This is a genomic window from Actinomycetota bacterium, assembly GCA_014360655.1.
GTDB lineage: Bacteria > Actinomycetota > Geothermincolia > Geothermincolales > RBG-13-55-18 > JACIXC01.
The window spans coordinates 1-24496 of the sequence record JACIXC010000012.1 but is presented as its reverse complement, the minus strand read 5'-3'; the positions used below and the strand labels follow the sequence as shown (position 1 = coordinate 24496).

Genomic DNA, 24496 nt, shown 5'->3' with positions numbered 1-24496 from the left:
GCAACTCTTTCGCCGGGCAGTCCCCTAACATATTCTACTATTCTGTTGAATGCTTGGATACGGGTAGCGAGGGGTGGAAGCGGGAGGATCCGGGCGCAGGGTTCCCGTGGCAGGCCGCGCGAGGCTTCCCTCACGGAGCGAAGGGTCGGGCTTGCGCCACATGGACCGCCGTCCGGCACCTTGCCGTTCAGCGGAACAAGCGGTTTTCCTCAAGACACGCGGTAGAGGAGGCCCTCCTCCACCAGGTACACCAGGGCTTCCTTCACCCCCTCGCCCGTGCACCGCTCCCAGGCCCGCGCGTAAAGGAGGATCTGGGCTTCGTAATCCGGCTCCAGTCCGCGCGATTTGCTGCTTCCGCGGCCCCCGGTCTTGTAGTCCACGAGCACCCAGCCGCCGTCTTCCCGGAAGGCGAGGTCGACGACGCCGCGCACGACGGTGGGGACGTCGCATCCGTCGTCGAGCGGGACATGGAAGGGGATCTCGACCAGGCGGCATCCACTGCGCAGGGCCCTCTGCCACAGGGGCGAGGCGGTGATGGCGCCGGCGACGAGGACCGCTTCCTCCGCCAGCGAGGGGTCCATGTCCTTCCCGCGCAGGGCGGAGCGCGCGAGGGGGAGGAGATCAGCCCGTGGCCTTTCCATGGCCACCTGCAGGAGGAGGTGGATCACCTCGCCCCAGGCCATGCCCTGCTCGCTCCCCCCGTCATCGCCTGGCACGTTGTCCAGATCGGCTCCGGGACCATGGCGACGCGAGGACCGTCCCGGTGAGCCCCTCTCCACGATCTCCCATGTCCGCCTCCCGGTCAATCTCTCCGCCTCGGCGAGAGCGTATTCCCTGGCGGCCAGCACGCGGTGGGTCTCTTTCCGCAGTGCGGCCAGCGAGCCCTGCAGTTCTTCCACGGCGTATCGTACCTCCTGGCGGCCTATTCTCTCGCCTTCCTCCGTGTCGTGTACCGTCCGCGCTGGTGCCTCGAGGGCAGGCCCGTCAGCTACGAGATCCTGGAAAGCCGCCCACGGGTTCCTGTTTCTGAACGTCTCCCTGGTGCTCACGACGCAGGCCGTGCCCGCCCGGGTCGCGGCCACGTACCTCAGCCTCAATTCTTCCGCTTCCTGGAATACGAGCTCGCGCCGGGAGATGTCATCCCATTCCCGTGGATGCGCCAGGATCTTCTTCGAGTAAGATTCTTGGTCTCGGTAGAGGGCGAGGTAGCCACGCACCTTGTCTCCGGAGCGGTCGACGTGCCGCTGGACATACGGCCTGCTCTGCTTGCCGGTGACGTCGGCGAGGAAGACGACGGGCGCTTCCAGGCCCTTGGCCTTGTGCAGGTTGAGTACCCTCACCGCCGGAGGGTCCTCGGAACGCGCGGTCATCCCGTCATGCTCCACCTTGCCCTCGAGCATGAGCCCCAGGGTGTCCAGCAGCTGGGCGCTGCTCCAACCCCACCCGCGGGTTTCGCGCAGCAGCTCCACGCCCTTGAGAAATCCCCCCGCGCGCAGGTCTCCCCCGGGGCGAGACGCGGCCAGCGCGGCAAGCCCCAGTTCATCCACCGTGCTCTCGACGGCGGCCATGGGCGGCATCCGGAAGATGGATTCACGGCCCCTCCTCAGGCGCCGGAAGGCATCCCTGAAGGCCTCGGCCTCTTCCGCGGGCATTCCTTCCGGGACGGGCGCATAGAAGGAGAAGACCCCCCCGTGCTTCTTGAAGGAGTAGAGTGCGGCGTCGCTTATGCCGAAGAGCTCGCTGCGAAGCACGGCCACCAGCGCCACGGGATCGTCGGGGTAGAGCGCGGCCTTGAGGTACAGGTACAGCAGCCGCAGCTCCTCGTTATCCTTGAGGGCGGCTCCGCCGCTGACGCGGTGGGGCACCCCGTATTCACGCAGCTTCTGGGCGAAGATGTCGAGGCCGCCCTTATTGTAAGTGATGATCATGAAGTCGGAGGGTCTGGCCTGCGGGGGGACACCGCGCTCCATCTCCCTCCTGGAGCGGGGGATGGCCATGCCTTCGTCCAGGGCATGGCGGATGAAACGCGCGATGAGGTCGGCCTCGTAGGGGATGATCTGTTCCTTTTTGCTCAATTCCCTGGGAACGGGGATACGATAGACGCCTTCCAGCCCAAGGGAATCCCCCTCTTCCCTTCCTTTCAGCAGGGGCACGTAGCACGGCGAGACATCCGTGTCTTGCGGCGGGAACCTGGCCTCCGTCCCGGTGCCAGCGTCGGCCTCCTCCCGGGGTTCGAAGACGCGGTTTACCCAATCGATGAGCGCGGGCCGGGAGCGGAAGTTGGCGGACAGGTGCACCAGCGAGCCTCCGGTATCCAGCACCAGCTTCTTGGCCTCGTTGTAGGTGGTGATGTCGGCGCGGCGGAAACGGTAGATGGACTGCTTGGGGTCCCCTACCAGGAAGAGGGAACCGGGGCGTGGCGTGCAACGGCGCCAGTCAACCTGGTCGACGTCGGAGGAAGCGAGCAGGAAGATGACCTCCGCCTGCACGGGGTCGGTGTCCTGGAACTCGTCCACCATCAGGTGGGTATAGCGGGACTGGAAGTAGCGCCTGACATGCGGGTTCTCGCGCAGCAGGCGCGCCGCGGACATCAACAGGTCCTGGAAGTTCAGGCAACCACGTTCCATCCGCAGTCGCTCGTAAACCTCTCCTGCGCGGGAGAGCGCACGCATGGCCACCGCGTAGCGTGCCTCCCTCCATGCCTCCAGGGCCGGCCGCACCGTATCCTCGCGAAAACGGCTCCAACGTTCACTCTCCCTCTCGGCGTCTTCCTTTGTCAGCGCGGAGCCATTTTCCCACATCTTTTTCGTGACCTTGGGGTCGCTTTCGAAGCGTTCCAGAACCTCCATGAGTTCCACGGGATCCTCCAGGTTGTAGTGGGAAACGACACGCGGCAGCCGCTTGAGCTCCGGTATGAGTTCGTCCGTGCCCGACTCCGCGGGAAGTCGTGGAAGCAGCTCCAGCACGTGTTCCAGGTATGCTTCCAGGTTTTTCCTCGCGCGCTCACACGCCGCCTCCAGGTCTACATCGTCGGGGAGGGGCCACTCGTCCACGTCCGGGAAATCCACGAAGTCCATGAAGACAGGCTTAAGATCGAAAGGGCTCAAACCCACCCTGCCGAGCTCACCCGTTATGTCGTCGGGATCGTGTGAGGTGATGCGGGAGATGAACTCCTCCCAGGCCTCTTCCCGCAGGAGCCTGTCCTCGAGGTCGTCCATCTCCCTGAAGTTGAGGTCCAGCCCGGCTTCCACGGGTCTTTCCCGCAGGAGACGGGCGCAAAAGGAATGTATGGTGCCGATGAAGCAATGCTCAATCCCGTCCAGGGCGCGCTCCAGGTTCTTCCTTTCCGCTCCCGAAGCCTCCCTCGTTTCCCGTTCCAGCTCCACCTGGAAGCGGCTGCGTATCTCGCCCGCGGCCTTGCGCGTGAAGGTGATAGCCACCAGGTTGCGGATCTCTCCGCATTTCCCCGTGCGCAGCAGGGCCAGCATCCTCTGCACCATGCAGGTGGTCTTTCCCGTCCCTGCCGCGGCCTCCACCAGCATGTTCTTATCGAGCTCCGTGACGATCCTCTCCCTCTGGCCGAGGTCGGGAAGGCGCTCCATGCCTTGCTTTGCGCGCGCTTTCGTCATGACCCCACCTCCCCGGGCATGCGCAGGCGCCTGAAGGGAGCGAGAGTGTCGTTCTCGTGGTTGGCGAGCTTGGCCTGCAGCTGCTCAGCGCTCTTTTCCACGTCGAGGAAGGCGGGCTTGAAGTCGCTGTGTTTCATGTCATCTGGGTAGTCGCTGCAGGGGAAACATCCCAGGGAGAGCATGCTGCACAGGTCAGCGAGGACCTCGAGGCCCCCATCCAACCGGCTCGCCTCCCAGGAGACGCGTTCCCCGTGCCCCTTTACGCCGGGGAAGTAATACTCGAAGGACGTGACCTCCGCATCGCGGTGGCGCTGCGGGAGGCAGGCGCGCGCCAGCACCAGGTAGAGGTAGTTCTGTACGCATCTTCCCCCGCGGAAGGGGTCTTTCTCGTCGTAACCGCCGGCGGAACCCGTCTTGTAGTCGCAGACCACGAAACGCTCCCTCCCGTCGCCGGGTAGGGCGTCGATACGGTCGATGGTGCCGCGTACCCGTACTTGCCTGCCACCGGGCAGCGTTACCGTCACCGGCTCCGCCAGGTCGACGGGGTTGCCCCCCTCTTTCTCCGTGCCCACCGCGACCTCGAAGTAGAGCGGCATCCTCGCTTCGCGGTTCGCCTCCTCCTCGCGGAGGAATATCCTGGCAGTCATGCGAAGCCGTGCCCGCGTCTCCGCGAAAGCCTGCGGATTGGGGGGTGGTTTCAGTGATCTTGAGGACTCTATCTCGCTCTCCAGTATCTCTTGCAGCAAGGGCCAGTGACGTTGAAAGTCGGGGAGCTCCCCCAGCTCGCGAAGTCGGCGGTAAAAGGCATTGAAAACGCGGTGCAGCAATCCCCCCGTTTCCATGGCGTTCAGCCAGACCTGGGAATCGTAGAGGAATTCTTCCGGGGGGCTTATCCCGAGGATGTAGGTGAAGAAATATTCCAGCGGGCACTTGCCCAGCAATTCCAGGCGCTGCGAGGAGAGCACCGGCCCCCCCGGCCTGGAGGGATCCAGGTCTCTTCCCGCTTCGGGTACGTAACCATCGTACACGGTGAAGCCATCGCTCTCGCGGGCGCGCCTGGCATCCATGCCGCGGCCCAGGTGGGGGAAAGCCGCTGCCACCGCCTGCTCCGCATCGGGTACCGGGCCCCGCTCGCAGAGGCGGTACAGCCACCATTCGGACATGGAGAGGCACCCCCGTTCCGAGGTGGGCGCGAAGGAGGCGGGAGGCGGAAGGGAAGCCAGCAGGTCCTCCAGGGTAGCATCCCGCTTCCCGGAGGTGATCCTGAAGGCGGACACCATGACCGGGCTCGGGAACATCTCCCTGTCCTCGGCGATGTCGCGGCAGCTGTAGCTAAGGGTGACGCTGGCGCGCAGCCTGCTCATCAACATGGAAAAAGATTCCACCTTGATCTCGCTGAGCGTGGATGAGGTGGGCAGTTCCGCGGACAGCCTCTTCCTCTCGGAGTCCAGGAGGAGCGGGTCCTGGAAAGCGGCCCCGGGGAAGCGGCCGTCGTCCAGTCCCACCACGAAGACGTGGGAACGGCCAGAGTGTCCCCCGGAGTGCAGGGGAGCCACGAAGATGCGCCCTGGACGCGGGCCCTCGCCCTCGACCACGGCGGTTGCCACCTGCTCCTCCATCCAGGAGAGGACCCTCCTTCCGGAGAGGGGGACTTCCCCGAGGCACGATGATGCCTCGCGCACCGTTTTCAGCAGGCGCTTGCGCGCGTACTCGTCCATCTCGCCGATGCCGCGTATTTTCGATGTCAGCAGCTCCTGGACGGCGGAGAGGACCCCGGCGGCATCATCCAGGTCGTCTGGTAGGGAGTCGAGCAGGTCGCAACACAACCTCCTCAACAGCCGGAGCCCACGGATTTTCGCGTTCCGCGGTGAATCTCCCCCGCTGCCGTCCTCCCCCGTACCCTCTCCTGCCGTCGAGTCCCGGAGAACAGCGTCGAAAGCCCGGAGGTAACGCCCTCGCCCGTTCCCTATGGGGAGGGTGCGGAAGAGAGCGGCCAGGCGGGAGAAGCTCAACCCCTCCTCTTCGGCACCATCGACGTCGAGCAGACCGTCCTGCAGCAGCCGTGCCAGCACGGGTTGGGAGTGATCCTCCCTGATCCATTGCAGCCAGCCCGCGAGGGCGCGTCCCGGCCGCGTGTAACCAAGGGGTATCCCCTCTGCGAAGGTCGCGGGAGGTGCTTCTCCCGCCTCGCGGGCGAGCAGGGAAGAGACCTCGTAGATGAGGGGTAGATAGGTCTCGCTGTCCGTATAAAGGATCTCCACGTCGTCGAAAGGGATTCCCTTTTCCAGGCAGCGTCGTAATACCTCGCGCACCTCGTTGGCCTCGCCCGCGGCGCGGAACAGCTCCACCGTCCCGTCTCCCCGGGGGGATGGCGCCAGGGAGGGGCGCTGCGCGTATCTCAACAGCGAGGCATCGCTTTCCACCTCCCGCTCGCCCTCGGGGTGATCGGCCGGCAGGGGGAATGACCGGCGCTGGAGCAACGCGAGAAGGAACGCCCTCTCGCGGCCCCAGGACCTCCTTTCCATGTCCTCGGGCATGGCGATGATCACCCCCTCGGGAACGGTCTCCGGATGGTCGCGCAGCGCCTCTTCGGCCAGGCGCAATACCTCCGGATAATCGGCGAGCCTGCGCCTTTCCAGTTCGTGCTGGAAAGCGCGGAGAAGGGCTGCCAGCTCCCTTCCCTTGGCGGCGACCTCGAAATCCCGCGTCCGCAGTCCCTCCGGGGCAAGGCCGGCAAGCCTCAGGTCAAGGAGGGAGCGGCGCACGGCCTGCGCCAGGCCGGAGCTCTCCTGCATCCCGGGCAGATAGCCCCCGGCTCCGCCGAGACCCCGGAGCACTTCCTCGATGAGCAACTGGAGCTTGAACCCCTCCAGGAAGGACAGGCCCTCCGCAACCATCTTCGGCGCGGCTATCTCGAGCGCGAGCGAGGGAACGGTCTTCAGGCGCAGGTTGAAGACGGGCTGGCCCGAGAACGCCACCGCGTCGAGCCACTGGAAGGCAACCCTGTACGAGGGCGCAAGGAGCCATTTCTCCTCCAGGAGGTGGCGCGAGCAGAGCTCCCGGATGCCTTCCGCGAGCCGGCTCAACCTCCTGCCGCACTGCGCGGCATGGCCTGGTGACATCTCCCCCTGCCTTTTTCCATGTCTTCTCCACGCGGGAACATCGATGCCGCCCGATCGGCATCGCGCTCCATCGCCGCGGCCCGAAGGGCCGCCGGCTTCCCGGAATATATTTTAGTCCCGCGCGGTGACAGGATCCCGGCCGCAGGGTGGGTACGGCATGGTCATGAGGGGGTGCGTATGCGCGGGAGCTACGCCGAAGGCGGCAGGTCGCCGGCCCGCTCCGCATGTTGCCGCGGGAGTTCCCGCCGGAGCACCTCGCGCATGCACTGGAGGTTGACCATCATGTCCTCGGCAGGGACCCCCAGGCTTTTCAGCAAGGATTTGACCCAGGATATGTACTCCTCGAAAAGGAGGGGCGAGTCCAGGAAAAGCGCCTCGGCCAGGTAGAAAAGGTGGTGCTGGATGTCCTGGCGGCAGATCTCCAGGCCAGCCCGGCCGTAACGTTTCTCCAGGTCGGGTTGCCTTTACACCTACAACCTGAGGATTTTCTCCGCCAGCGCGGGCACTTTCCCTGCGACCGGTTTCCTTGTGTCCAGGAAGCTCATATCTCTATGTAATATGTACGCCGGGAGGCGAGCTTGGGGAAGGACTTGACCGCCACGTTGCCGAGCATGCGCAGGACGCGGCGGGGGGCAGGATGATAGGGTTCCTCCCCCATGGCCTCCTTGAGGTATTCCAGTAGATGGCGCACCGGCTGGCGGGTCGGGTAGAGCCAGCGCATCATGGCCAGCGTCAGCTGGCAGCCCCCGCAGTAGGTGGCCAGCTCGTCGGCCCTGGTCCTTGCGGCCGCGCGCAGCTCCCTCACCGCCGCCAGGTACATGTCCTCGGGACGGTAACGGTTGCAGCCGGCGGCCATGCCGCAGCACAGGCCCTCCGCGGGATCGTCCGCCATCTCCCGCATCTCCAGTCCCAGGAGGGAGTAAAGCCTGCGCGCGGTATCCGTGACCTCCCCGCCCAGGACACGGCCGTGGCAGGAATCGTGCACGGCCACGGAGCGGTCCAGCCGCCTCTTTATCTCCAGTTCACCCGCCTCCACCTTTTCCAGGAGATGGTCGCCGAGGTACCTGGCTTGGAAGGAGAACTCGGCTCCGAACTGGTCGGGAAGGACGTTGCGGAACATGTTCAACCCCGCGGGGCAGACGAAGAGCATGGTGCCGATATCCCGTCCGCGGTAATAGGCGGTGAGCTTTTCGGCCACCCGCTCCACCACGTCGAAGAGGCCCATGCGGAAGTACATCTCCCCGCAGCAGAGGTCGAGGTCGCCGCTGATGGTAATCCCTGCCATATGATCGCCGTGCAGCAGATGGGGGAGGGTAAGGGCGTTGCACCCGGGGTAGAGGACCAGCTCGCCTTCGGGAGGGTTATCCTTCCACCGGCGCAGGAGCTCCCGCTCCCACGGTCGCATGGTCCTCACCAGGTCGCTGCGGAAGTTGGGGCGGGAGGCGGGCATGAGGTAGGAAGCTCTGACCGGGAGGCCGCGCTCGCGGTAGCGCTCGTGCCAGGCCCCGATGATGAGTTCGTAGGGATGGCAATCGCGCGGGCAGAAGGCGTCGCATGCGTAGCAGCTGATGCACCTGCGGTGCACTGCCTTCGTGGGCTCCCCGGTCACCAGGCGCTTCATCTCCTCCACGGCTTCCTGCCGCGTGAGGTCCAGGTAGCGGCAGCGGTAAAGGCATTCCCCGCAGAGATCGCAGTTCTCGTAGTCGAAGAAAGGGCTCTTCTCGCCGCAAGACCCCTTTCCCCCGCCTCTAAGCACCTCCCCGGCCCCCTTCCGTTCTTTCCGCGTCCCGCCGCGTCGGCCGCTTCCTTGCGGCTCAACCGCGCCCCACGGTCGACAGGAGGCGCGTGCAGCTCAACACCGGAGAAGGCAAGCACGGCATGATAACCCTTACGGACCGGCGCCCTTCCCGGTCGCGGACCGCATTTGCCCGCTCCGCACCTCCTCTGGCCTCCTGGGGTATAGTATAGACCGGCCTGGAGTTGATGGGATAGCATTGACTGGAAGCCGGCGGTCGGCGGGCCGGGGCGCCGAAAGCGGGGCGCCGATGCGTGAGACGGTCATCGGGACGCGGGGCCTGACCACTTGGGCCCGCACCGGGACGATGGGATAGCATGCAGGGAAACACGACGGCACGACCGAAAAGGATGAGCGGCTTAAAGACGGGAGACGTTCTCAGTGGAGCGGGGCACCGATGCGTGAGACGGTCATCGGGACGCGGGGCCTGACCAAGTACTACGGTAAACAACGCGGGGTCGAGGAACTCGACCTCGAGGTGCGGCGCGGCGAGGTCTTCGGTTTCCTGGGCCCCAACGGCGCGGGCAAGACGACCACCATAAGGCTCCTTCTCGACCTCATCCGCCCCACGCGGGGTAGGGCCGAGGTCCTGGGGATGGATACGCGTACGCGCGGCGTCGAGGTGCGCCGGCGCGTGGGCTACCTTCCCGGCGAGCTCGCCCTGTACGAAAAGATGACGGGAAGCGAATTCCTGCGCTACTTGGGGAACCTGCGAGGGGGAGTGGACTGGGGCTACGTGAGCTCCCTCGCCGGACGCCTGGAGTGCGATCTCGGTCTGCGCATAAAGACGCTCTCCAGGGGCAACAGGCAGAAACTGGGCATCCTGCAGGCACTCATGCACCGGCCCGAGCTCCTCGTCCTCGACGAGCCGACCGGCGGGCTGGACCCCCTCATGCAACTCGAGTTCCACCGCATGGTGAGGGAATTGCGCGACGAGGGTGCGACCTTTTTCATCTCCTCCCATAATCTGCCAGAGGTGGAGAGGATGTGCGACCGGGTGGGCATCATCCGTGAGGGCTCCCTGGTCGCGGTGGACGATATCGAGAACCTCAAGGAGAAGGCCCTGCGCAGGCTGGAGATACACTTCGCCTCCCCGGTGCCGGTGGAGGAGTTCCGGGGACTGCCTGGAGTGAGGGACCTGCGCGTGGAGGACAACACCCTGGTCTGCTCCGTTGTGGGCAGCGTGGACGCGCTGATCAAGACCGCCGCGCGTCACGAGGTGCTCAACCTGGTGAGTCCCGAGGTGAGCCTTGAGGAGATCTTCATGGAGTACTACCAGGGAGGCCTCGATGCTTAGGAACGTTTTCCTCAAGTCACTCTGGGAGCAGCGGGCTTCCTTCCTGTGGTGGGTTGTGGGGGTTACCGCGCTGTGCGTGTTCGTGGTCGCCTATTATCCCTCGATCACCAGGACGCAGGGGCTGAACGAGTTCTTCCAGGAGGCCCCCGAGTGGATAAAGGCCTTCGTGGGCGAGAACGTCGAGGAATACACATCGCCCGCGGGCTACCTTAACGGGGAGCTCTTCTTCATGATGGCGCCCATCATCTTCCTCATCTTCGCCATCTCGCGGGGGAGCGGCGCCATCGCCGGGGAGGAACAGAAGGGCACCCTTGACCTGCTCCTCGCCAACCCGCTCACCCGCCGCCGGGTGGTGCTCGAAAAGGCGGCATCCATGGCGCTGGCGGCACTCGCGCTGGGGGCGGTCTTCTGGGCCGTGCTGGCACTGGGATGCCCGGCCGTGGGGATGGAGATAAGCCTCGCCAACCTGGCAGCCGCCACCTTCAGCTGCGTGCTCCTGGGGCTGCTTTTCGGCGCCGTTGCCCTGGCCCTGGGGTGCGCCACGGGCAGTAGGGGGACGTCCATCGGCGTCGCCACCGCCGTGGCCCTCGCCGCCTTCTTCCTCAATTCCATCGCCCAGGTCGTGGAGGGGCTAAGGGGCTGGAAGAAGCTCTCCCCCTTCTATTATTACATCGGGGCTGAGCCGCTGAAGCACGGCCTCAACGTGGCACACGCGGCCGTGCTCCTCTGCGCGGCCCTCGTCCTCGTCGGCCTTTCCGTCCTCCTCTTCGACCGCCGCGATGTCCTGGTCTGACGGCAGCGGGCCCCGCGTTCAGTCCACGTCCACGGCTTCGCCGCAGGACCGGCAGCGCTTGGCGCCGCGGAAAAGCCTGTACCCGCACGCAGGGCAGTGGTAACGCGCCTCTTCCGACTCCACCCACCGCTCGGTGCCCAGCTCCCTCCAGGCGGGGACGGCGCGCAGCATCACCTTCTTCCCCACCGGCATGGGAAAATCCTCGATGAACCCGCAGGGCCAGTCCTCGCACTGGTGGCAGCCCTCGAAGCCTTTCCTCTCGCTGCAGTCGCGTATGGGGCATACCTCGCAGTAGAGGAAGCGGTCGTCGGAGAGGCAACCCTTGCAGCGCACCTGTTCCGTGGAGTCCAAGCCGTAGACTCCGAGGAGCCTCTCCTTGAACTTCTCGTTCCCGTCGCGATGGGCGATGAGCACGGCGCAGACGCCGCAGTAAAGACCGCACGGCGCCAGCAACTCCTTTTCCACCTTCATCCTCCTCCCTCCCGCTTACCGGGTCACACGGTTACAGTGATTTTGGGTATGACCCATGTTAGTACGGCGGCGCCTTGCACCGCCACAGGTAATTACGCTTTCACCCTTACATCTTCCTGGCTCTCCTTCCTGCAATACGTCCAGGCGGTAAGGCGGCGGGCGATCCCAATGCATGATCCCTATGTATGGTAACCTTAAGCCACGGCGGGGTCGCCGGTTTGTGAGGCGCGAGTAAGGAACGCGGGGAAGGGAGGAAAAATTGAGCACGAAGCGGTTGAAGACGGTGGCGTATTGCGGGTTATACTGCCCGGAGTGCGCCTTTCACGTGGGGACCATTCCCGACCTGGCCCGCGACCTGCGCAGTGAGTTGCGGCGCGTGAGGTTCGACAAGGTCAGCGAGGTGATACCTTTCCTTGACGCGGAGGAGTATAGGCGAACCTACGAGTTCCTCGGCTCCCTGGTCAAGCTGCGCTGCAAGGGGTGCAAGACGAGCAGCCGTTCGCAGTTCTGCCATATAGCACAGTGTGCCCTTAAGAAAGAGTATGAAGGGTGCTGGGAATGCCCGGAGTTCGCCGACTGCCGGAAACTGGAGTTCCTCGTGCCCGTGCACGGGGATGCGCTTGTGAGAAACCTGCGCAAGATAAAGAAGGTGGGGGTGGAGGAATGGATTGCGGGGGGACCGCTATGGTACAGCCCGGCCAGGAAGCCGAAAGAGAAGAGCTAGCGATCGACCGGGAGGCTTAAGGTACCCGCAGGCATCCTCACTGGTATGAGGGCGGCTGCAGCCGGCTGAAGCCCCGCGTAAGGATTATGGACAGCGCAAGCACGGCGGGTGTATACGAGGCGTTCTCACCACTCCCTTTTACGTCTGGGCACGACTGGTATGCGGCGTGCGAATCCGGCAACACCTGCTTCTATCGTACGGGGAGCGACCATCCACGTTTGAAAGCGTGCGGTAAGGGAGAGAGCATTCTCCGACCCGGCCTGGTTGACAGTGGGGTCACATTATCATAATATTCAGATAAGTAAGATTAATCAGAATATGTTAGACGGACCCGGGAAGGTGGGAGCATGAGCGCGAAGGCAAGAAACGGATATGAAGAGGCGGGATGCTGCCCGGAAGGGGGGGCGGGAAGCCTTTGCCGGGTGGAATCCCTCATAAGCGTGGACGAACGAGGCCAGATGGTGCTCCCCAAGGATTTCCGGGAGCGGGCGGGCATCAGGGCTGGAGACAAGCTGGCGCTGGTGAGCTGGGAAAGGGACGGAGAGGTATGCTGCATGGTCCTCATGAGGGCGGAAGAGCTGGGAGACCTGGTAAGGGAAAGGCTGGGCCCCACCCTCAGGGACATGCTTTAAAGCCGCTCCCGCAACATGGGCGGAGAAGGATCTAAGCCGGCGTGACCCGCGGGGACAACAAAGGACCCGCTCAAGGCTGCCCGACGCACGGGCGCGTGGGCATGAGGGCACGGCGGCGGGGAAGGCGCCTGTCGTGAGGGATCGCCTCACCCGGCGGGGTCGCGCACATGAAAGGGACGAAGGAGGATCGAGGATGGAGGGAGAGGATATCGGGAAGGTCGTGCGCCAGGGTTACGGGGCCATCGCCCGGAAGAAAGGATCCTGTTGCGGACCGGCGGAGCCCTGCTGCGGAGGGGGCGCGGCGGAGAGGATAAGCGAGAGGATCGGTTACGTCAGGGAGGAGCTGGAAGCGGTGCCGGAGGGCGCGGACCTGGGCCTGGGATGCGGCAACCCGGTGGCCCTGGCCTCCCTGGAAGAAGGAGACACGGTGCTCGACCTGGGTTGCGGCCCGGGGCTGGATTGTTTTCTTGCCGCCGCCAGGGTGGGTGAGAGAGGAAGGGTGATCGGCGTGGATATGACGCCCGAGATGCTGGAGAAGGCGAGGAGGAACGCGCAGGAGGGCGGCTACGGGAACGTGGAGTTCCGCCTGGGGGAGATAGAGAACCTTCCGGTTGCCGACGCTTCCGTGGACGCGGTCATCTCCAACTGCGTCATAAACCTCTCATGCGACAAGCCCCGGGTGTTCCGCGAAGCCTGGCGCGTTCTAAAGCCCGGCGGACGGTTACTGGTCTCGGATATCGTTCTGGAGGGGGAGCTGCCTCAGGTCGTCCGGGAATCCACCGCCGCCTACCTGGGCTGCATTTCCGGCGCCGCGCGCAAGGATGATTACCTGCGCATGATAAGGGAGGCCGGGTTCGTGGACGTCGAGGTGGTACAGGAGAGCCGTTTCCCCCTTGACTGCATGGCCAACGACCCGAGCGCGCAGGCACTGGTGGCCGGCCGCGATCTGCCGCGGGAGGAGCTGGAGAAAATGCAGGCGGCGGTGGTCAGCGCCTCCGTGCGGGCGTTGAAGCCCCGTTAGCCGCTGGGATAGTCTGGCAGGGCAGGGGCAAAGGGTGCGCGGCATGGTCCCGGATGCCTGCGGGCGGCCACGGTTTGCGCGGTGACCTGTTTTGCGCAGGGTGTACCAGGGAACCGCCCTGCCCTGGGGTCGCGCGGGGGCGGTCGGTGTGACGGGGGGGCCGGGCACCGCGGAGGCGTGACGACCCGCCGGTCTCCTTTCCGGGATGAACGGTATGCCCGGGAGCGATCGGCTGCGGCGCCGGAAGAGCGTGCTCTTTCAAGGAATCCACCTTGCTTTCCGAAAAATACTTCGGATGGTTAAGGCGGGGCGATGCGCCGGCAAACGGTCGCGAGCCCCGCGGGGAAAAGCGTGCGGCCGGGAACGCGGCGCGAGGGGCCCGCTTTTTCGCGGACTGTTTCGCAGCGCCGGGGCGGCATGGCGGAGAGGGGAGGTAAGGAGAGTGGGATACTGCGAGAAGTGCGGGAAGGAGCTTTCCGAAGGCGCCCTCTTCTGTCCCGCCTGCGGGAACGCGCTGGGTCCCGGCGAGACGGCTGAAGGGGCAGGGAACGCTTACGGGCAGGTACCGCCGCCCGCGCCTCCCCCCTCCCCCTATGCGCCATCCTACCCGCCGCCTCCACCGAAAAGTTCAAGCGGCGTATGGAAAAAAGTGGTGATCGTCGTCGTTGTCCTCCTGCTGCTCCTGGGGGCGGGAGCGGTGGTGTCGGGCATTTTCATCTTCCGGGCTGTGAAGGCGCCCGTTGATGTCACCAACCGCTACATCGCGGCGGTGAACGAGGGGGACGCTGGGAAAGCCTGGGGATTGATACACCCCCAGTCCAGGCTCAAGCGGGATTACGACCGCAGGAGCTTCGAGGAAGAAGTGGTGAAGGAGAGCGTGGGCGTGCTCAAGAGCTGGAACGCGCACGAGGTGAGCATCAACGGCTCCCGGGCACGCGTTGGCGTGGACCTGGAGTTCACCGACGGGAGCACGATGAAATTGGAGTTCGAGCTGCGCAGGGAGGGGAACGACTGGTTGATATTCGATTACGTGGAGGTTTAGCGCGGGGAAAGGTTCTCCCGCCACAAGGGCGCGAAGAAGATAAGCGAAAGGTACAGGCCATGTTGCCCTGATACGATTATCGCGCGGGGTTCACTTCACAAGGCACGCGGACATCGGTGGGAAGGATGGGTGATGGAGAAGTGTGAGTACTGCGGGGTCCCCTCTCTCATCGGGCGGCAACACAGGTGGGAACCGAACGGGGTGATCTCCCTCGCCAGCTCGCCGCACAACCGCATGGTCTTCTTCGAGTGCGAGATCATCGACGAGGTTTTTCGTGGCATAGAGCGCCTCCTGGGCATGCCCATAGAGCACATCGTCATCGAGAGCCGCGCCCGGGAAACCAAACGCTATATCGAGAGGATCTATCCGCCGGAGATCTGGAAGGTGAGCGAGGGAAACGGGCAAGAGGACGGCGGGGGAAAGGACGGGCTCAGGGAGACCATCAGGAACATCGGACAGAACATAATCGACATAGGCCACGTATACGGGTATGGTCACACCAGGCGCAGCGACCTTTGGGATAGAGGCGACCCGTATCCCTGGCGGGTACAGATCGTAAGGAAGCCCTATTCCATATTCTTCGCCGCCGCCGACAACCTGGGCTCCATAGAGGTCATGGAAGGCATCGACATGTGGGTGCGCTACGAGGAGATCCAGAGAGACACCTACCGCATCGAGGTCTACCCGGGGGAGCATCCGGTGGAGCTCAAGCAGCGCCTGAAGAGAAGGAGATACTCATTCAAGCCGGGGAACATAGATTACGAGCGCTGCCCTGAATGCAACGTCCCGCTCGACGTGGCCCAGCGGAAATGGGATCCAGAGAACGGGGTGATCACCGACACGGACACTGGTCGCCGCATGGCCCTCTTCGGGCCCCTGGGAGTGGACGCCATCTTCGACGACCTCGAGGAGGAGCTCGGAGTGGTTATCCCCGACACCGTCATCGAGGCCACGCGCCGTTACATCCGCGTCGCCTGGGCGTCGGAGGAATGGAGGAGGGACGCGGAGAACTTCCGCCGCATGATCGCCCTGCGCGGGTTGGGAAACCTTGCCAGTTTCGAAGGCGACCGCAGCCACCTCACCCTGACCGTGGAGAACTCCGCCCTGCACCTGCCCATGGTGGGCGCGATACAGGCCCTGGTGGAGATGGCCTACCGGGTGGACCGCTCCAAGGTGGCATGGGAACTGGCGGAGGACGGGGACCTTACCGTATCCACCTGGGTGAGATGACGCAGGAGAGGGCGGGGTAAACGGGGGCTTGTTCTCGCTCGCGTGCGCAAGGAAAAGGGCGCCACTCGGAAAAAGGGAGCTCGAGGGAGAGCGGTGAAGTATCATCAGGTGATCTTGGTTTTTCGGCCCGCAAGCAGCGGGACATAGGAGCTTCGGAGGGTGGCGATGAAGGAGATCCCGGTCTGTCCGCGATGCCGTATCCCCCTCATGATAAGCAGGGAGCTGAGGTGGGGGAGCAACGGGGTGATAACCCTTGCGAGGTCTCCCGAAAACCGCATGGTGCTCTATGAATCGAGGGTCATCGACAACCTTTTCCGTGGGATAGAGGAGCTCATCGGCATGCCCATCGAGCACATCGTCATCGAGAGCAGGCGGCGCGAGGTGAGAAGATACATAGAGAGGAGGTTCCCGCCCCTGATAGGGAGGATGTTCCGCGTGCTCAAGGGACATTTGGCGGGAAATGGACCCCTCTCCCGGGTGGTCCGCGTGCCCGTGCGGGAGGTGGCGAAAAGGGTCACCATGCGGGTCATGGAGATAGGCGCGGTCTACGGATACGGTAGATCCATACCCGGCGAGGGCTGGGAGGAAGGCGATCCCTTTCCCTGGAGGACGAACGTGGTGAGCAGGCCTTATTCCATACCCTTCTGGGTCGCCGACGCCCTGGGGTCGGCGGAGGCCGTCGAGGGAGATGACCTCTGGGCGAGATACGAGCAGGTGGGAGAGGAGGTATACCGGGTTATCGCCTATCCTTCCGAACATCCCGTGGAGTTGAAGGAGAGGTTGCACAGAAAAAGGGTACGTGCCTTCAAGCCGGGCGACATCTCCTACGAGCGTTGCCCCTCCTGCGGCCTTCCGGCCGACCTGGCGCGCTACCGCTGGGATACGGAAGAGGGGACGATCACCGATTCGGAGACCGGGTGGAGGATGGCGATATTCGGGCCCGCCGCCCTGGAGGCCGTGCTCGCGGACCTCGAGTCGGAGCTGGGAGAGGAAATACCGGGGGTGATCGTCGAGGCGCAGAGGCGTTACGTAAAGGACAGGACCGGCGAGATGAACTGGAGAAGGGGCGGGATCACCTTCAACCGCCTCACCGCCCTGCGCGGCATGGGCAACCTGACCTTCTTCGAGGCGGACGAAAAGCACCTTTCGTTGACCATCGAGAACTCCTGCCTGCCGCACCTGATGGTGGGCATGGCCCAGGCCCTTTACGAGATCGCCCTGAACCTGGAGAAGTCCACCTACGAGTGGGAGCAGTCGGACGACGGAGACCTGCACATAGTGGTCAAGGTCTGAAGGAAGCCGAGCTGGGGGGCGATGGTGGCGGAGATCGAGAGATGCCGGGAATGCGGCGCCCCTGCTATGCTGGGCGCTGAACTGCGCTGGGAGGACGGCGGTGTCATAAGCCTTGCCCAGTCTCCCGGTAACCGCATGGTCATCTACGAATCCAACATAATAGACAACGTCTTTCGCGGCGTGGCGGAACTCACGGGAGAGCCCATGGAACCCCTGGTCATCGAGAGCCGGAGGAGGGAGACCAGGAGGTTCATCGAGAGGACCTTTCCCTTCGAGGTCAGGAACACGCTTCTCCTGGGCGTGCCCGGCGCGGACGACCGGGACTCTCCCGCGGGCAAGATGCTTCATGAATCCGTGCAGAGGATAAGAAAGGACCTCAGCGAGAGAGTCATCAACGTCGCCCGCGTCTTCGGATACGGGGAGGCGTCCATGGACTGGGAGAGCGGAGAGCCTTATCCCTGGCGCTCCCTGATCATCAAGCATCCTTATTCGCTGTGGTTGTGGAAGGCGGACGTGCTGGGGGCGGTGGAGGCCTTCGAGGGGGTGGATATGCGGGTGGAGAGCGAGGAGGTTGGGGAGGACGCATTCCGGGTCAGCGTTTATCCCGGCTCACACCAGGTGGCTCTCGGCGGGAGATTGAGGCGCAGGAAGAGGTACGAGTTCAAGCCCGGGGATATCGCGTACGAGAGATGCTCTACCTGCGGCATACCGAGGGATATCGCGGCCTACCGGTGGGACCTCGCGCGGGGGACCATCACCGCCGGCGATACCGGCAGAAGGGTCGCCATCTTCGGTTCGCTGGCCGTTGATGCCGTGCTAGACGACATGGTGGCGGAGCACGGGGTTTCCCTTGAGCGGGCGGTCGTCGAGGCCCAGAGGCGTTTCGTGAAGGCGCGGGTGGATGCCGGGCAGGCACGGGAGGTGGCCACCTCCCTGAAGCTTTACCTGGCGCGCAGGGGCCTGGGGTACCTGGGTGAGCTCCAGGCCGACGCGCGCAGTATCAGCGTGAAGATCGCCAACGCCTGCCTTCACCTTCTCATGGTGGGCATGTCACAGGCCTTTTTCGAGCTCATCACCGGGCGGGAGAGCGAAGCGCCGCAGTGGGAACTGAGCGAGGACGGCGTTCTGCATATCGCCATCCAGGCGAGGTGAGGCCTCTCGCCCGGAAGCAATATCGTCTGGCGCCGCGCCTTTCCTTCCGATGAAGACGGCGAGCTACCGCGGTCGGGGGATTTGTTTTAGTGTCGGTGAATGGGGCATGCCTTCTTCGCAGGCGGAACGGGCGGGGCGGGAAACCGCGTGACGTAGCGCGGGAGATCGCGGCGGAGGACCGGGGGAGAGGCGGAAAGAAACGCGGCATGGAAGCGAGAAGGGCGACGGACTACCTCCTGATCGCGGGCGCGGCGGCGCTGTGGGGTTCGGTGGGGGTGTTCCTGAGGTGGGTGGGCCTTCCGGGGCAGGAGCACTTCGTCGTCTTCGTGCGTTCCGCCGTCGGCGCGGCCTGCATCGCCGCTGTGATCGCCCTGGGCGGCAAACGGGAACAACTGCGTCCCGGCAAGCATCCCGTGCTGCTGGTCGGAAGCGGCATCCTCTTGACCCTCCACTGGGTCCTCTTCCTCAAGGCCCTCAACCGGCTCTCCATAGGGGACGCGGAGTTCATCACCTACCTCGCCCCGGTTCTGGTAGCCTTCCTGGCCCCGCTGCTGCTCAAGGAAAGGCTGGAGATGGTGACGGTGCCGGCCTTGCTCCTGGCCCTGGCCGGCATGGCCCTGATCTCTCTCACCGGCAGGGAAGGTGGGGCTGGACTTCTGAGCATGGGCACCCTCTTCGCCCTTTTCTCGGCTGTTTCCTATGCCTTCCTTCTCTTCGCACTGAAGAAACTGCGCGAGGACACCCCCACGCTCACCGTGAGCCTCTACCAGACCGCGACAAACGCCGTTCTCCTGCTCCCTTTTTGCGCGTTCCGCAGTTTTCCCGTGAGCGGCCGCGGCTGGCTGTCCCTCGTCGTTCTGGCTACCGTGCATACCGCGCTTGCCGGCCTGGTTTATGTGTATGCCGTGAGGGGAGTGAAGGCGCAACACGTGGGAATCATCGCTTACCTGGAACCGGTGAGCGCCATGATCTTCGGCTCCCTTTTCCTGGGAGAGGGCCTGGGCTGGCAGGACCTGGTGGGAGGCGCCTGCATAGTCGCGGCGGGCGCCATGGTCCTGAGGCGCGCGTGGGGCGCCTGAAGGGGACTCCGCCGGGGCGCAATGTTCCGGGCCGCGTATCGTGGCCGGGCGTATCTCGTCAGAACATCTCCTGTTCCACCCAGCGCGTGTGATAACTGCCGGCCCGGAAATCCGGGTTGGCGAGCAGGCGCAGATGGAAGGGTATGAGGGTGGATACCCCCTCGATCACGAATTCCTGCAGGGCCTGCCTCATGATGCGCATGGCCTCCGCGCGGTCGCTCCCGTGCGCGATGAGCTTGGCCAGCAGGGAGTCGTAGTTGGGGGAAACCACGTAGCCCTGGTAGCAGTGCGTGTCCAAGCGCACGTGCGGGCCCCCGGGAGGCCTCCATGTCTCGATGACGCCGGGAGTCGGCAGGAAATCGCGGTGGAAATCCTCCGCGTTGATGCGGCATTCGATGGCATGTCCCTTGAGCGGCACGTCCTCCTGCTTCAGGGACATGGGCTCCCCCATGGCGTTCTTGATCTGTTCCACCACGATGTCGATGCCGGTGACCATCTCCGTTATGGGATGCTCTACCTGTATGCGGGCGTTGAACTCCATGAAATAGAAGTTGCCCTCCTCGTCCAGGAGGAACTCCATGGTCCCCGCCGAGCTGTAGCCTATGGATGCCGCCCCCTTCACCGCCGCATCCCCCATGCGCTTGCGCAGCTCCGCATCCACGGCGGGAGAGGGAGCTTCCTCCACCAGTTTCTGGTTCCTCCTCTGTATGGAGCACTCCCTTTCGTTGAGGTGTATGACGTTTCCGTGCAAGTCCCCGAGGACCTGGATCTCCACGTGGCGGGCGCGCCGCAGGAACTTTTCCAGGTATATCTCCTCGGAACCGAAGGCGTGCCTGGCTTCCGCCTTCACCAGGGGAAGGGCCTTTATCAGCTCCTGGCGGTCGTTGACGATGCGCATCCCCTTGCCTCCGCCCCCCAGGGAGGCCTTGATGAGTACCGGGAAACCCAGGTCGTCCGCCACCTTGAGGGCGGTGGACTCGTCCAGGTCCTGCGAGGTTATCCCGGGAAGGATGGGAACGCCCGCCGCGGCCATGGTCTCGCGCGCCCGCGCCTTGTTGCCCATCATGGCCATCGCCTCGGGCGAGGGGCCGATGAAGACGAGGTCGTTTTCCCGGCAGGCGCGGGCGAAGTCCTCGTTCTCGGCCAGGAAGCCGTAGCCGGGGTGCACCGCGTCCGCCCCGCTTATCTCCGCGGCCCCGATGATGTTGCGGATATTGAGGTACGATTCCCCGCTCGCGGGAGGACCCACGCAGACCTTTTGGTCCACGTAGTTCAGGTGCAGGGCATCGGTGTCCGCCTTGGAGTAGACGCCCACCGTTTCCAGCCCCAGGAGCTTGCAGGCGCGCAGTATGCGCAGGGCGATCTCGCCCCGGTTGGCGATGAGGACACGCTTGAACAAGGCTCTACCCTCCCAGGGGCTCTATTTCCATGATGACTTCGTCGTATTCAACGCCCTTGGCATGCTCCGCGAGGATGCGTTTCACCCGACCGTTCACCGGGGAGGGGATCTCGTTGAAGAGCTTCATCACCTCTATGAGACAGAGGGTCTGTCCTTCCTTTACCTCGTCGCCCTCTTCGACGTATGGGGGCGCTCCGGGGGAGGGGGTGCGGTAGAAGGTGCCCACCATGGGCGCGCGCACCAGCACCAAGCCGAGGTCCTCCTTTTCCATCTGCGCCACCGCGCTTCTCCTGGTCGCGGGGACCGCCGCCGCCTCCACGCCGGCCGCCTGCCCGCCCAGGCTGATGGTGACGGAAAGGCCCTGCAGGGCCTGGGCCACGCCCTCGCTGACCACGACGGCGAGCCTCTCGGAGAGCTCCTCCAGGGACGCCCCGTCGAGAAGGGCTTTCTCGCGGCGCTCCATCTGGCGTTGCGGCGGCTCCTCTTCGCTGATCACCGGGTTCTTCCTCCATTCGAAGAACTTGAGGGCGATGTCGGGGAAGATGGCGTACGAGATGTAGTCCTCCTCCTTCTCCACCAGGGAGGGGTCCAGTTCCTGCTTCGCCCTGGGGAGCTCCGGTTCCAGGAGGTCTGCGGGCCGGCAGGTTATGGGCTCCTCCCCCTTCAGCGCCTTGCGCTTCAGTTCCTCGCCGATGGGGCCCGCCGGCCTGCCGTAGTATCCCTTGACGTAGTTCTCGATCTCGCGGGGTATGATCTTGTACCTTTCTCCCAGGAGCACGTTGAATACCGCCTGGGTGCCCACCAGCTGGCTGGTAGGAGTGACCAGGGGAGGATAACCCATGTCACGCCTTACGATGGGTATCTCCTCCAGGACTTCCTCCAGGCGGTCCAGGGCGTTCTGCTGCTCCAGCTGGGCGATGAGGTTGGTGGCCATGCCACCGGGGATCTGGTGCGAGATCACCGTGATGTCGATGAGTGGTTGCTCTGCACCCATGAGCTTGCGGTTCTTGGAGACCACCTCGAAATACTCGGAGACGTCGCGGATGGCGTCGAAGTCCAGCCCCAGATCGTACTCGGTCTCCTTGAGCGACGCCACCAGGGTCTCGATGGCGGGCTGGCTTGTGTAGAGGGAGAGCGGTGCCGCGGCGCAGTCCACCACGTCCGCCCCCGCCTCGAGGGCCTTGAGGTAGGAGGTGGTGGCCATGCCCGTGGAGGCGTGGGAATGGAGCTGGATGGGAACCTCCACGGCTTCCTTGAGCCTTTTCACCAGGTCGTACGCGACGTACGGGGCCAGGATGCCGGACATGTCCTTTATGCAGATGGAGTCCGAACCCAGCTCCACCAGCTCCTTGGCCAGGGCCACGTAGCTCTCGATGTCGTGCACGGGGCTCACCGTGTAGCATATGGTGCCCTGGGCGTGAGCGCCCTCCCGCTTGGTCACCTCGATGGATTTCTGCATGTTGCGGATGTCGTTGAGGGCGTCGAAGATGCGGATGATGTCTATGCCTCCGGCCACCGCGTGCTTGATGAATTCCTCCACCAGGTCGTCGGCGAAATTGCGGTAGGCGACGAGGTTCTGGCCGCGCAGCAGCATCTGCAGCTTGGTGCGCTTGAACTTCTCCCTGATGCGATGCAGCCTTTCCCAGGGATCCTCGTTGAGGTAGCGCATGCACACGTCGAAGGTCGCCCCTCCCCATACCTCGACGGAGTGGTAGCCCACGTCGTCTATGCGTTCCGCGATGGGTAGGATGTCGGTGAGGCGCATGCGCGTCGCCCACAGGGACTGATGGGCGTCCCGCAGGGTGGTGTCGGTTATGCCGATGTGGCGCTTCTTCTTTTCCATGATCACCTCTTCCCGTGATTTTTACCGTGCCGAAACCGCGTCGGCGGTTCTCGGCGGATCGCTGCCGGTGGGCGGGTTTTCTTGTAAGGTCACCGGGCCGACCAAGGCCTTGCCGCGGTCTGCCTCCCGGAACGATTTTCGCGCTGACCGCCTGTCCTGCTCCTGGCTCTACTGAAGTTTACCTCTGCAACGCCGACCGCGACGTCGACAGGCAGGTTCACCCCAGGTACCGCTGAATCCCGGACAGCGGAAGGGCCACGGCGGCCGCCAGCGCCGCCTTGGCCAGATCCACCGCCAGGAAGGGTTTTATTCCCAGCTGGTAAGCCAGAAATGCGCTCTTGCCATTTATTTCCAACCATGTTCCCAGCCAGGAAGCGCCGCACAGGTAAAGGAGCGCTATCCCGGCAAGGCAGCCCGCAAGGAGCGCCGCGCCGCGCGCAGCTCCCCCTGCCCGCGAACGGCGGGACAGCATGTCGCTCACCATCCCCGCCGTCCAGGACGCGAGAAGGAAACCCCACAGGTATCCGCCCGTGGGGCCCACGAGCACCGTCGGTCCCGCGTGGGGGGGCGCGGCGAAGAAAGGCGCCCCGCACGTCCCCATGAGGATGTAGAGCAACTGGCTGCAGGGACCCCAGAAGGGCCCCAGCAGCAATCCCGAGAGAAGCACGAAGAAGACCTGCATGGTCACCGGGACCGGGGAAAGCGGTATCCTCATGATGGCGCCGATCCCCGTCAGTGAGGCGAAGAGGAGGGCGCGCACCAGCATGCTCCTCTCCAGAGAGGTAGACTTCACCGTCGCCGCGATCGTCACGCGTTTTTCCATGGAAACCCCCTTATGGATTTTGCTATATTTATATAGAAAACAAGCGGCGATGTCAATAGCGCGGCGGATATTCTACTTTAGTTGAAGTGAACATAACCAATGGACCGTCGGCGCCGCTGTTCCACGCGCCGCCGCGCGACGTGAGACCTTGACCGGGTGACGGAGCTCTTTTTGGAATGGAAGCGGGTATGGTTATGCGGGAGTGGGACCTGAGGAGATACGAGTGCATCGATTCCACCAACCTCGAAGCCAGGCGCTTGCTGGAAAGAGGTGCCAGAGCAGGCCTGGTCGTCACCGCCAGGCACCAGACCGCGGGAAAGGGAAGGCTGGGCAGGAACTGGGTGGACCTTCCGGGCAAGAGCCTCATCGTCAGCCTGGTGCTCGGGGACGTGGCGCCCTTCGCGGCTGCGGCGCTGGTGGCCGTTTCCGCGCGCGCCGCGGTGGTCTGCCTGGGCGGTGAGGGGCCGCTCTTCAAGTGGCCCAATGACTTGGTTTACGGCCGGCGCAAGGTGGGGGGCATCCTGAGCGAGGCGTATGACGGGGAAGGAGGGCGTTGCGTCGTGGTGGGACTGGGCATGAACGTCGCATATCTTCCGGAGGAGTTGCGCCTGTCCTCCAAGCTCCCGCCCACCTCCCTCCTCATCGAGGAGGGGACGTTCTTCAGCGTGGACGAGTTGCTGCACGCCCTGTTGCGGGAGCTGGAGGAGAGATGCTCCCGCGATGGAGACCGCGTGTGGGACGAATACCGCCGGCACCTCGCCTACGTGGGGCGGCGGGTAAGGGTAGAGAATTATACGCTGCATCCCGAAGGCCCGCGGGACGGGAGATGCCCCCCGGCGGATGCGCGAGGGGAAGACCGCCTGGAGGGTCTCCTGGCGGGCATCGATGAGCGAGGCAACCTGCTTGTCCAGGCGGAAGGCGAGACCTACCGCCTGCTCTCGGGCGATCTCATCCCACTCCCTTGAGCCGCCTCAAGCGACCGTCTTCATGGCCCCCACTGCAATTGCCTGCGACTTTCGCTCAAGCACCAAGCTCCTGCACGGTGCGGGCGATGATGGTGTCCTGCGTCTTCTTGTTGAGGTCCACGAAGTGGGCGCTGTAGCCGGCGATGCGCACGATGAGCTCGGGGTACTTCTCGGGCTCCTTCTGGG

At 64.4% G+C, this 24496-nt stretch carries 20 protein-coding genes; 11 read left to right on the top strand and 9 right to left on the bottom strand.

Annotated elements, in window-relative coordinates; translation table 11 throughout:
• Positions 1 to 209 precede the first annotated feature (209 nt).
• The 4 genes from H5T73_09075 to H5T73_09060 form a co-directional block, all read right to left on the bottom strand.
• Positions 210 to 3629: a UvrD-helicase domain-containing protein gene (locus H5T73_09075; protein ID MBC7247916.1), complete on the bottom strand. Its 3420-nt coding sequence runs from the start codon at positions 3627 to 3629 to the stop codon at positions 210 to 212.
• Complete coding sequence (locus tag H5T73_09070) at positions 3626 to 6751, bottom strand: PD-(D/E)XK nuclease family protein (protein ID MBC7247915.1); 3126 nt, start codon at positions 6749 to 6751, stop codon at positions 3626 to 3628. Before H5T73_09070 ends, H5T73_09075 begins: the two co-directional genes overlap by 4 nt.
• A 188-nt stretch (positions 6752 to 6939) precedes the next feature.
• Positions 6940 to 7203: a hypothetical protein gene (locus H5T73_09065; protein MBC7247914.1), complete on the bottom strand. Its 264-nt coding sequence runs from the start codon at positions 7201 to 7203 to the stop codon at positions 6940 to 6942.
• A gap of 89 nt (positions 7204 to 7292) precedes the next feature.
• On the bottom strand, positions 7293 to 8507 hold the full coding sequence (locus H5T73_09060; GenBank protein ID MBC7247913.1) for a hypothetical protein: 1215 nt from the start codon (positions 8505 to 8507) through the stop codon (positions 7293 to 7295).
• 436 nt (positions 8508 to 8943) lie between these two features.
• Here H5T73_09060 and H5T73_09055 point away from each other — a divergent pair, with 436 nt between their 5' ends.
• Positions 8944 to 9843: an ABC transporter ATP-binding protein gene (locus H5T73_09055; GenBank protein ID MBC7247912.1), complete on the top strand. Its 900-nt coding sequence runs from the start codon at positions 8944 to 8946 to the stop codon at positions 9841 to 9843.
• Positions 9836 to 10636, top strand: a complete 801-nt coding sequence (locus H5T73_09050; protein ID MBC7247911.1) for an ABC transporter permease subunit — start codon at positions 9836 to 9838, stop codon at positions 10634 to 10636. The genes H5T73_09055 and H5T73_09050 overlap by 8 nt, the downstream gene beginning before the upstream one ends.
• Before the next feature lie 18 nt (positions 10637 to 10654).
• On the opposite strand, the gene H5T73_09045 is transcribed toward H5T73_09050, so the two are convergent.
• Entirely contained in the window at positions 10655 to 11107 is a 453-nt protein-coding gene (locus H5T73_09045; GenBank protein ID MBC7247910.1) for a DUF3795 domain-containing protein, read from the bottom strand.
• Between the two features lie 259 nt (positions 11108 to 11366).
• Here H5T73_09045 and H5T73_09040 point away from each other — a divergent pair, with 259 nt between their 5' ends.
• The 8 genes from H5T73_09040 to H5T73_09005 all read left to right on the top strand — a co-directional run bounded on the left by H5T73_09040 (position 11367) and on the right by H5T73_09005 (position 19280).
• The gene (locus tag H5T73_09040) at positions 11367 to 11831 is read left to right on the top strand and encodes a DUF3795 domain-containing protein (GenBank protein ID MBC7247909.1); all 465 of its coding nucleotides are present in this window, start codon (positions 11367 to 11369) and stop codon (positions 11829 to 11831) included.
• A 347-nt stretch (positions 11832 to 12178) separates the two neighbouring features.
• Entirely contained in the window at positions 12179 to 12463 is a 285-nt protein-coding gene (locus H5T73_09035) for an AbrB/MazE/SpoVT family DNA-binding domain-containing protein (protein MBC7247908.1), read from the top strand.
• Positions 12464 to 12656: 193 nt separating this feature from the next.
• A complete protein-coding gene (locus tag H5T73_09030) occupies positions 12657 to 13484 on the top strand; it encodes an arsenite methyltransferase (protein MBC7247907.1) in 828 nt (275 codons plus the stop codon).
• 442 nt (positions 13485 to 13926) lie between these two features.
• Complete coding sequence (locus H5T73_09025) at positions 13927 to 14526, top strand: zinc ribbon domain-containing protein (GenBank protein ID MBC7247906.1); 600 nt, start codon at positions 13927 to 13929, stop codon at positions 14524 to 14526.
• Positions 14527 to 14658: 132 nt separating this feature from the next.
• On the top strand, positions 14659 to 15756 hold the full coding sequence (locus H5T73_09020) for a hypothetical protein (protein MBC7247905.1): 1098 nt from the start codon (positions 14659 to 14661) through the stop codon (positions 15754 to 15756).
• A gap of 165 nt (positions 15757 to 15921) precedes the next feature.
• The gene (locus tag H5T73_09015; protein MBC7247904.1) at positions 15922 to 17049 is read left to right on the top strand and encodes a hypothetical protein; all 1128 of its coding nucleotides are present in this window, start codon (positions 15922 to 15924) and stop codon (positions 17047 to 17049) included.
• A 21-nt stretch (positions 17050 to 17070) separates the two neighbouring features.
• Positions 17071 to 18201 carry a hypothetical protein gene (locus tag H5T73_09010; GenBank protein ID MBC7247903.1) on the top strand — a complete coding sequence of 377 codons (1131 nt, stop codon included), beginning with the start codon at positions 17071 to 17073 and terminating at the stop codon, positions 18199 to 18201.
• A gap of 206 nt (positions 18202 to 18407) precedes the next feature.
• The gene (locus H5T73_09005; protein ID MBC7247902.1) at positions 18408 to 19280 is read left to right on the top strand and encodes a DMT family transporter; all 873 of its coding nucleotides are present in this window, start codon (positions 18408 to 18410) and stop codon (positions 19278 to 19280) included.
• A gap of 58 nt (positions 19281 to 19338) precedes the next feature.
• On the opposite strand, the gene accC is transcribed toward H5T73_09005, so the two are convergent.
• From accC to H5T73_08990, 3 genes are all read right to left on the bottom strand, one after another.
• Complete coding sequence (gene accC, locus H5T73_09000; protein MBC7247901.1) at positions 19339 to 20679, bottom strand: acetyl-CoA carboxylase biotin carboxylase subunit; 1341 nt, start codon at positions 20677 to 20679, stop codon at positions 19339 to 19341.
• Positions 20680 to 20683: 4 nt separating this feature from the next.
• Positions 20684 to 22522, bottom strand: coding sequence for a pyruvate/oxaloacetate carboxyltransferase (locus H5T73_08995; protein MBC7247900.1), 1839 nt, complete (start codon positions 22520 to 22522; stop codon positions 20684 to 20686).
• A gap of 217 nt (positions 22523 to 22739) precedes the next feature.
• Positions 22740 to 23345 carry a biotin transporter BioY gene (locus H5T73_08990; protein MBC7247899.1) on the bottom strand — a complete coding sequence of 202 codons (606 nt, stop codon included), beginning with the start codon at positions 23343 to 23345 and terminating at the stop codon, positions 22740 to 22742.
• 188 nt (positions 23346 to 23533) lie between these two features.
• Between H5T73_08990 and H5T73_08985 the strand changes: the two genes are divergently transcribed.
• Positions 23534 to 24310 (top strand): biotin--[acetyl-CoA-carboxylase] ligase, encoded by a 777-nt coding sequence (locus H5T73_08985; protein ID MBC7247898.1) that lies wholly within the window; start codon positions 23534 to 23536, stop codon positions 24308 to 24310.
• A 55-nt stretch (positions 24311 to 24365) separates the two neighbouring features.
• Here H5T73_08985 and H5T73_08980 read toward each other — a convergent pair.
• The coding region (locus H5T73_08980) for a hypothetical protein (GenBank protein MBC7247897.1) at positions 24366 to 24496 on the bottom strand (131 nt) is incomplete at its 5' end.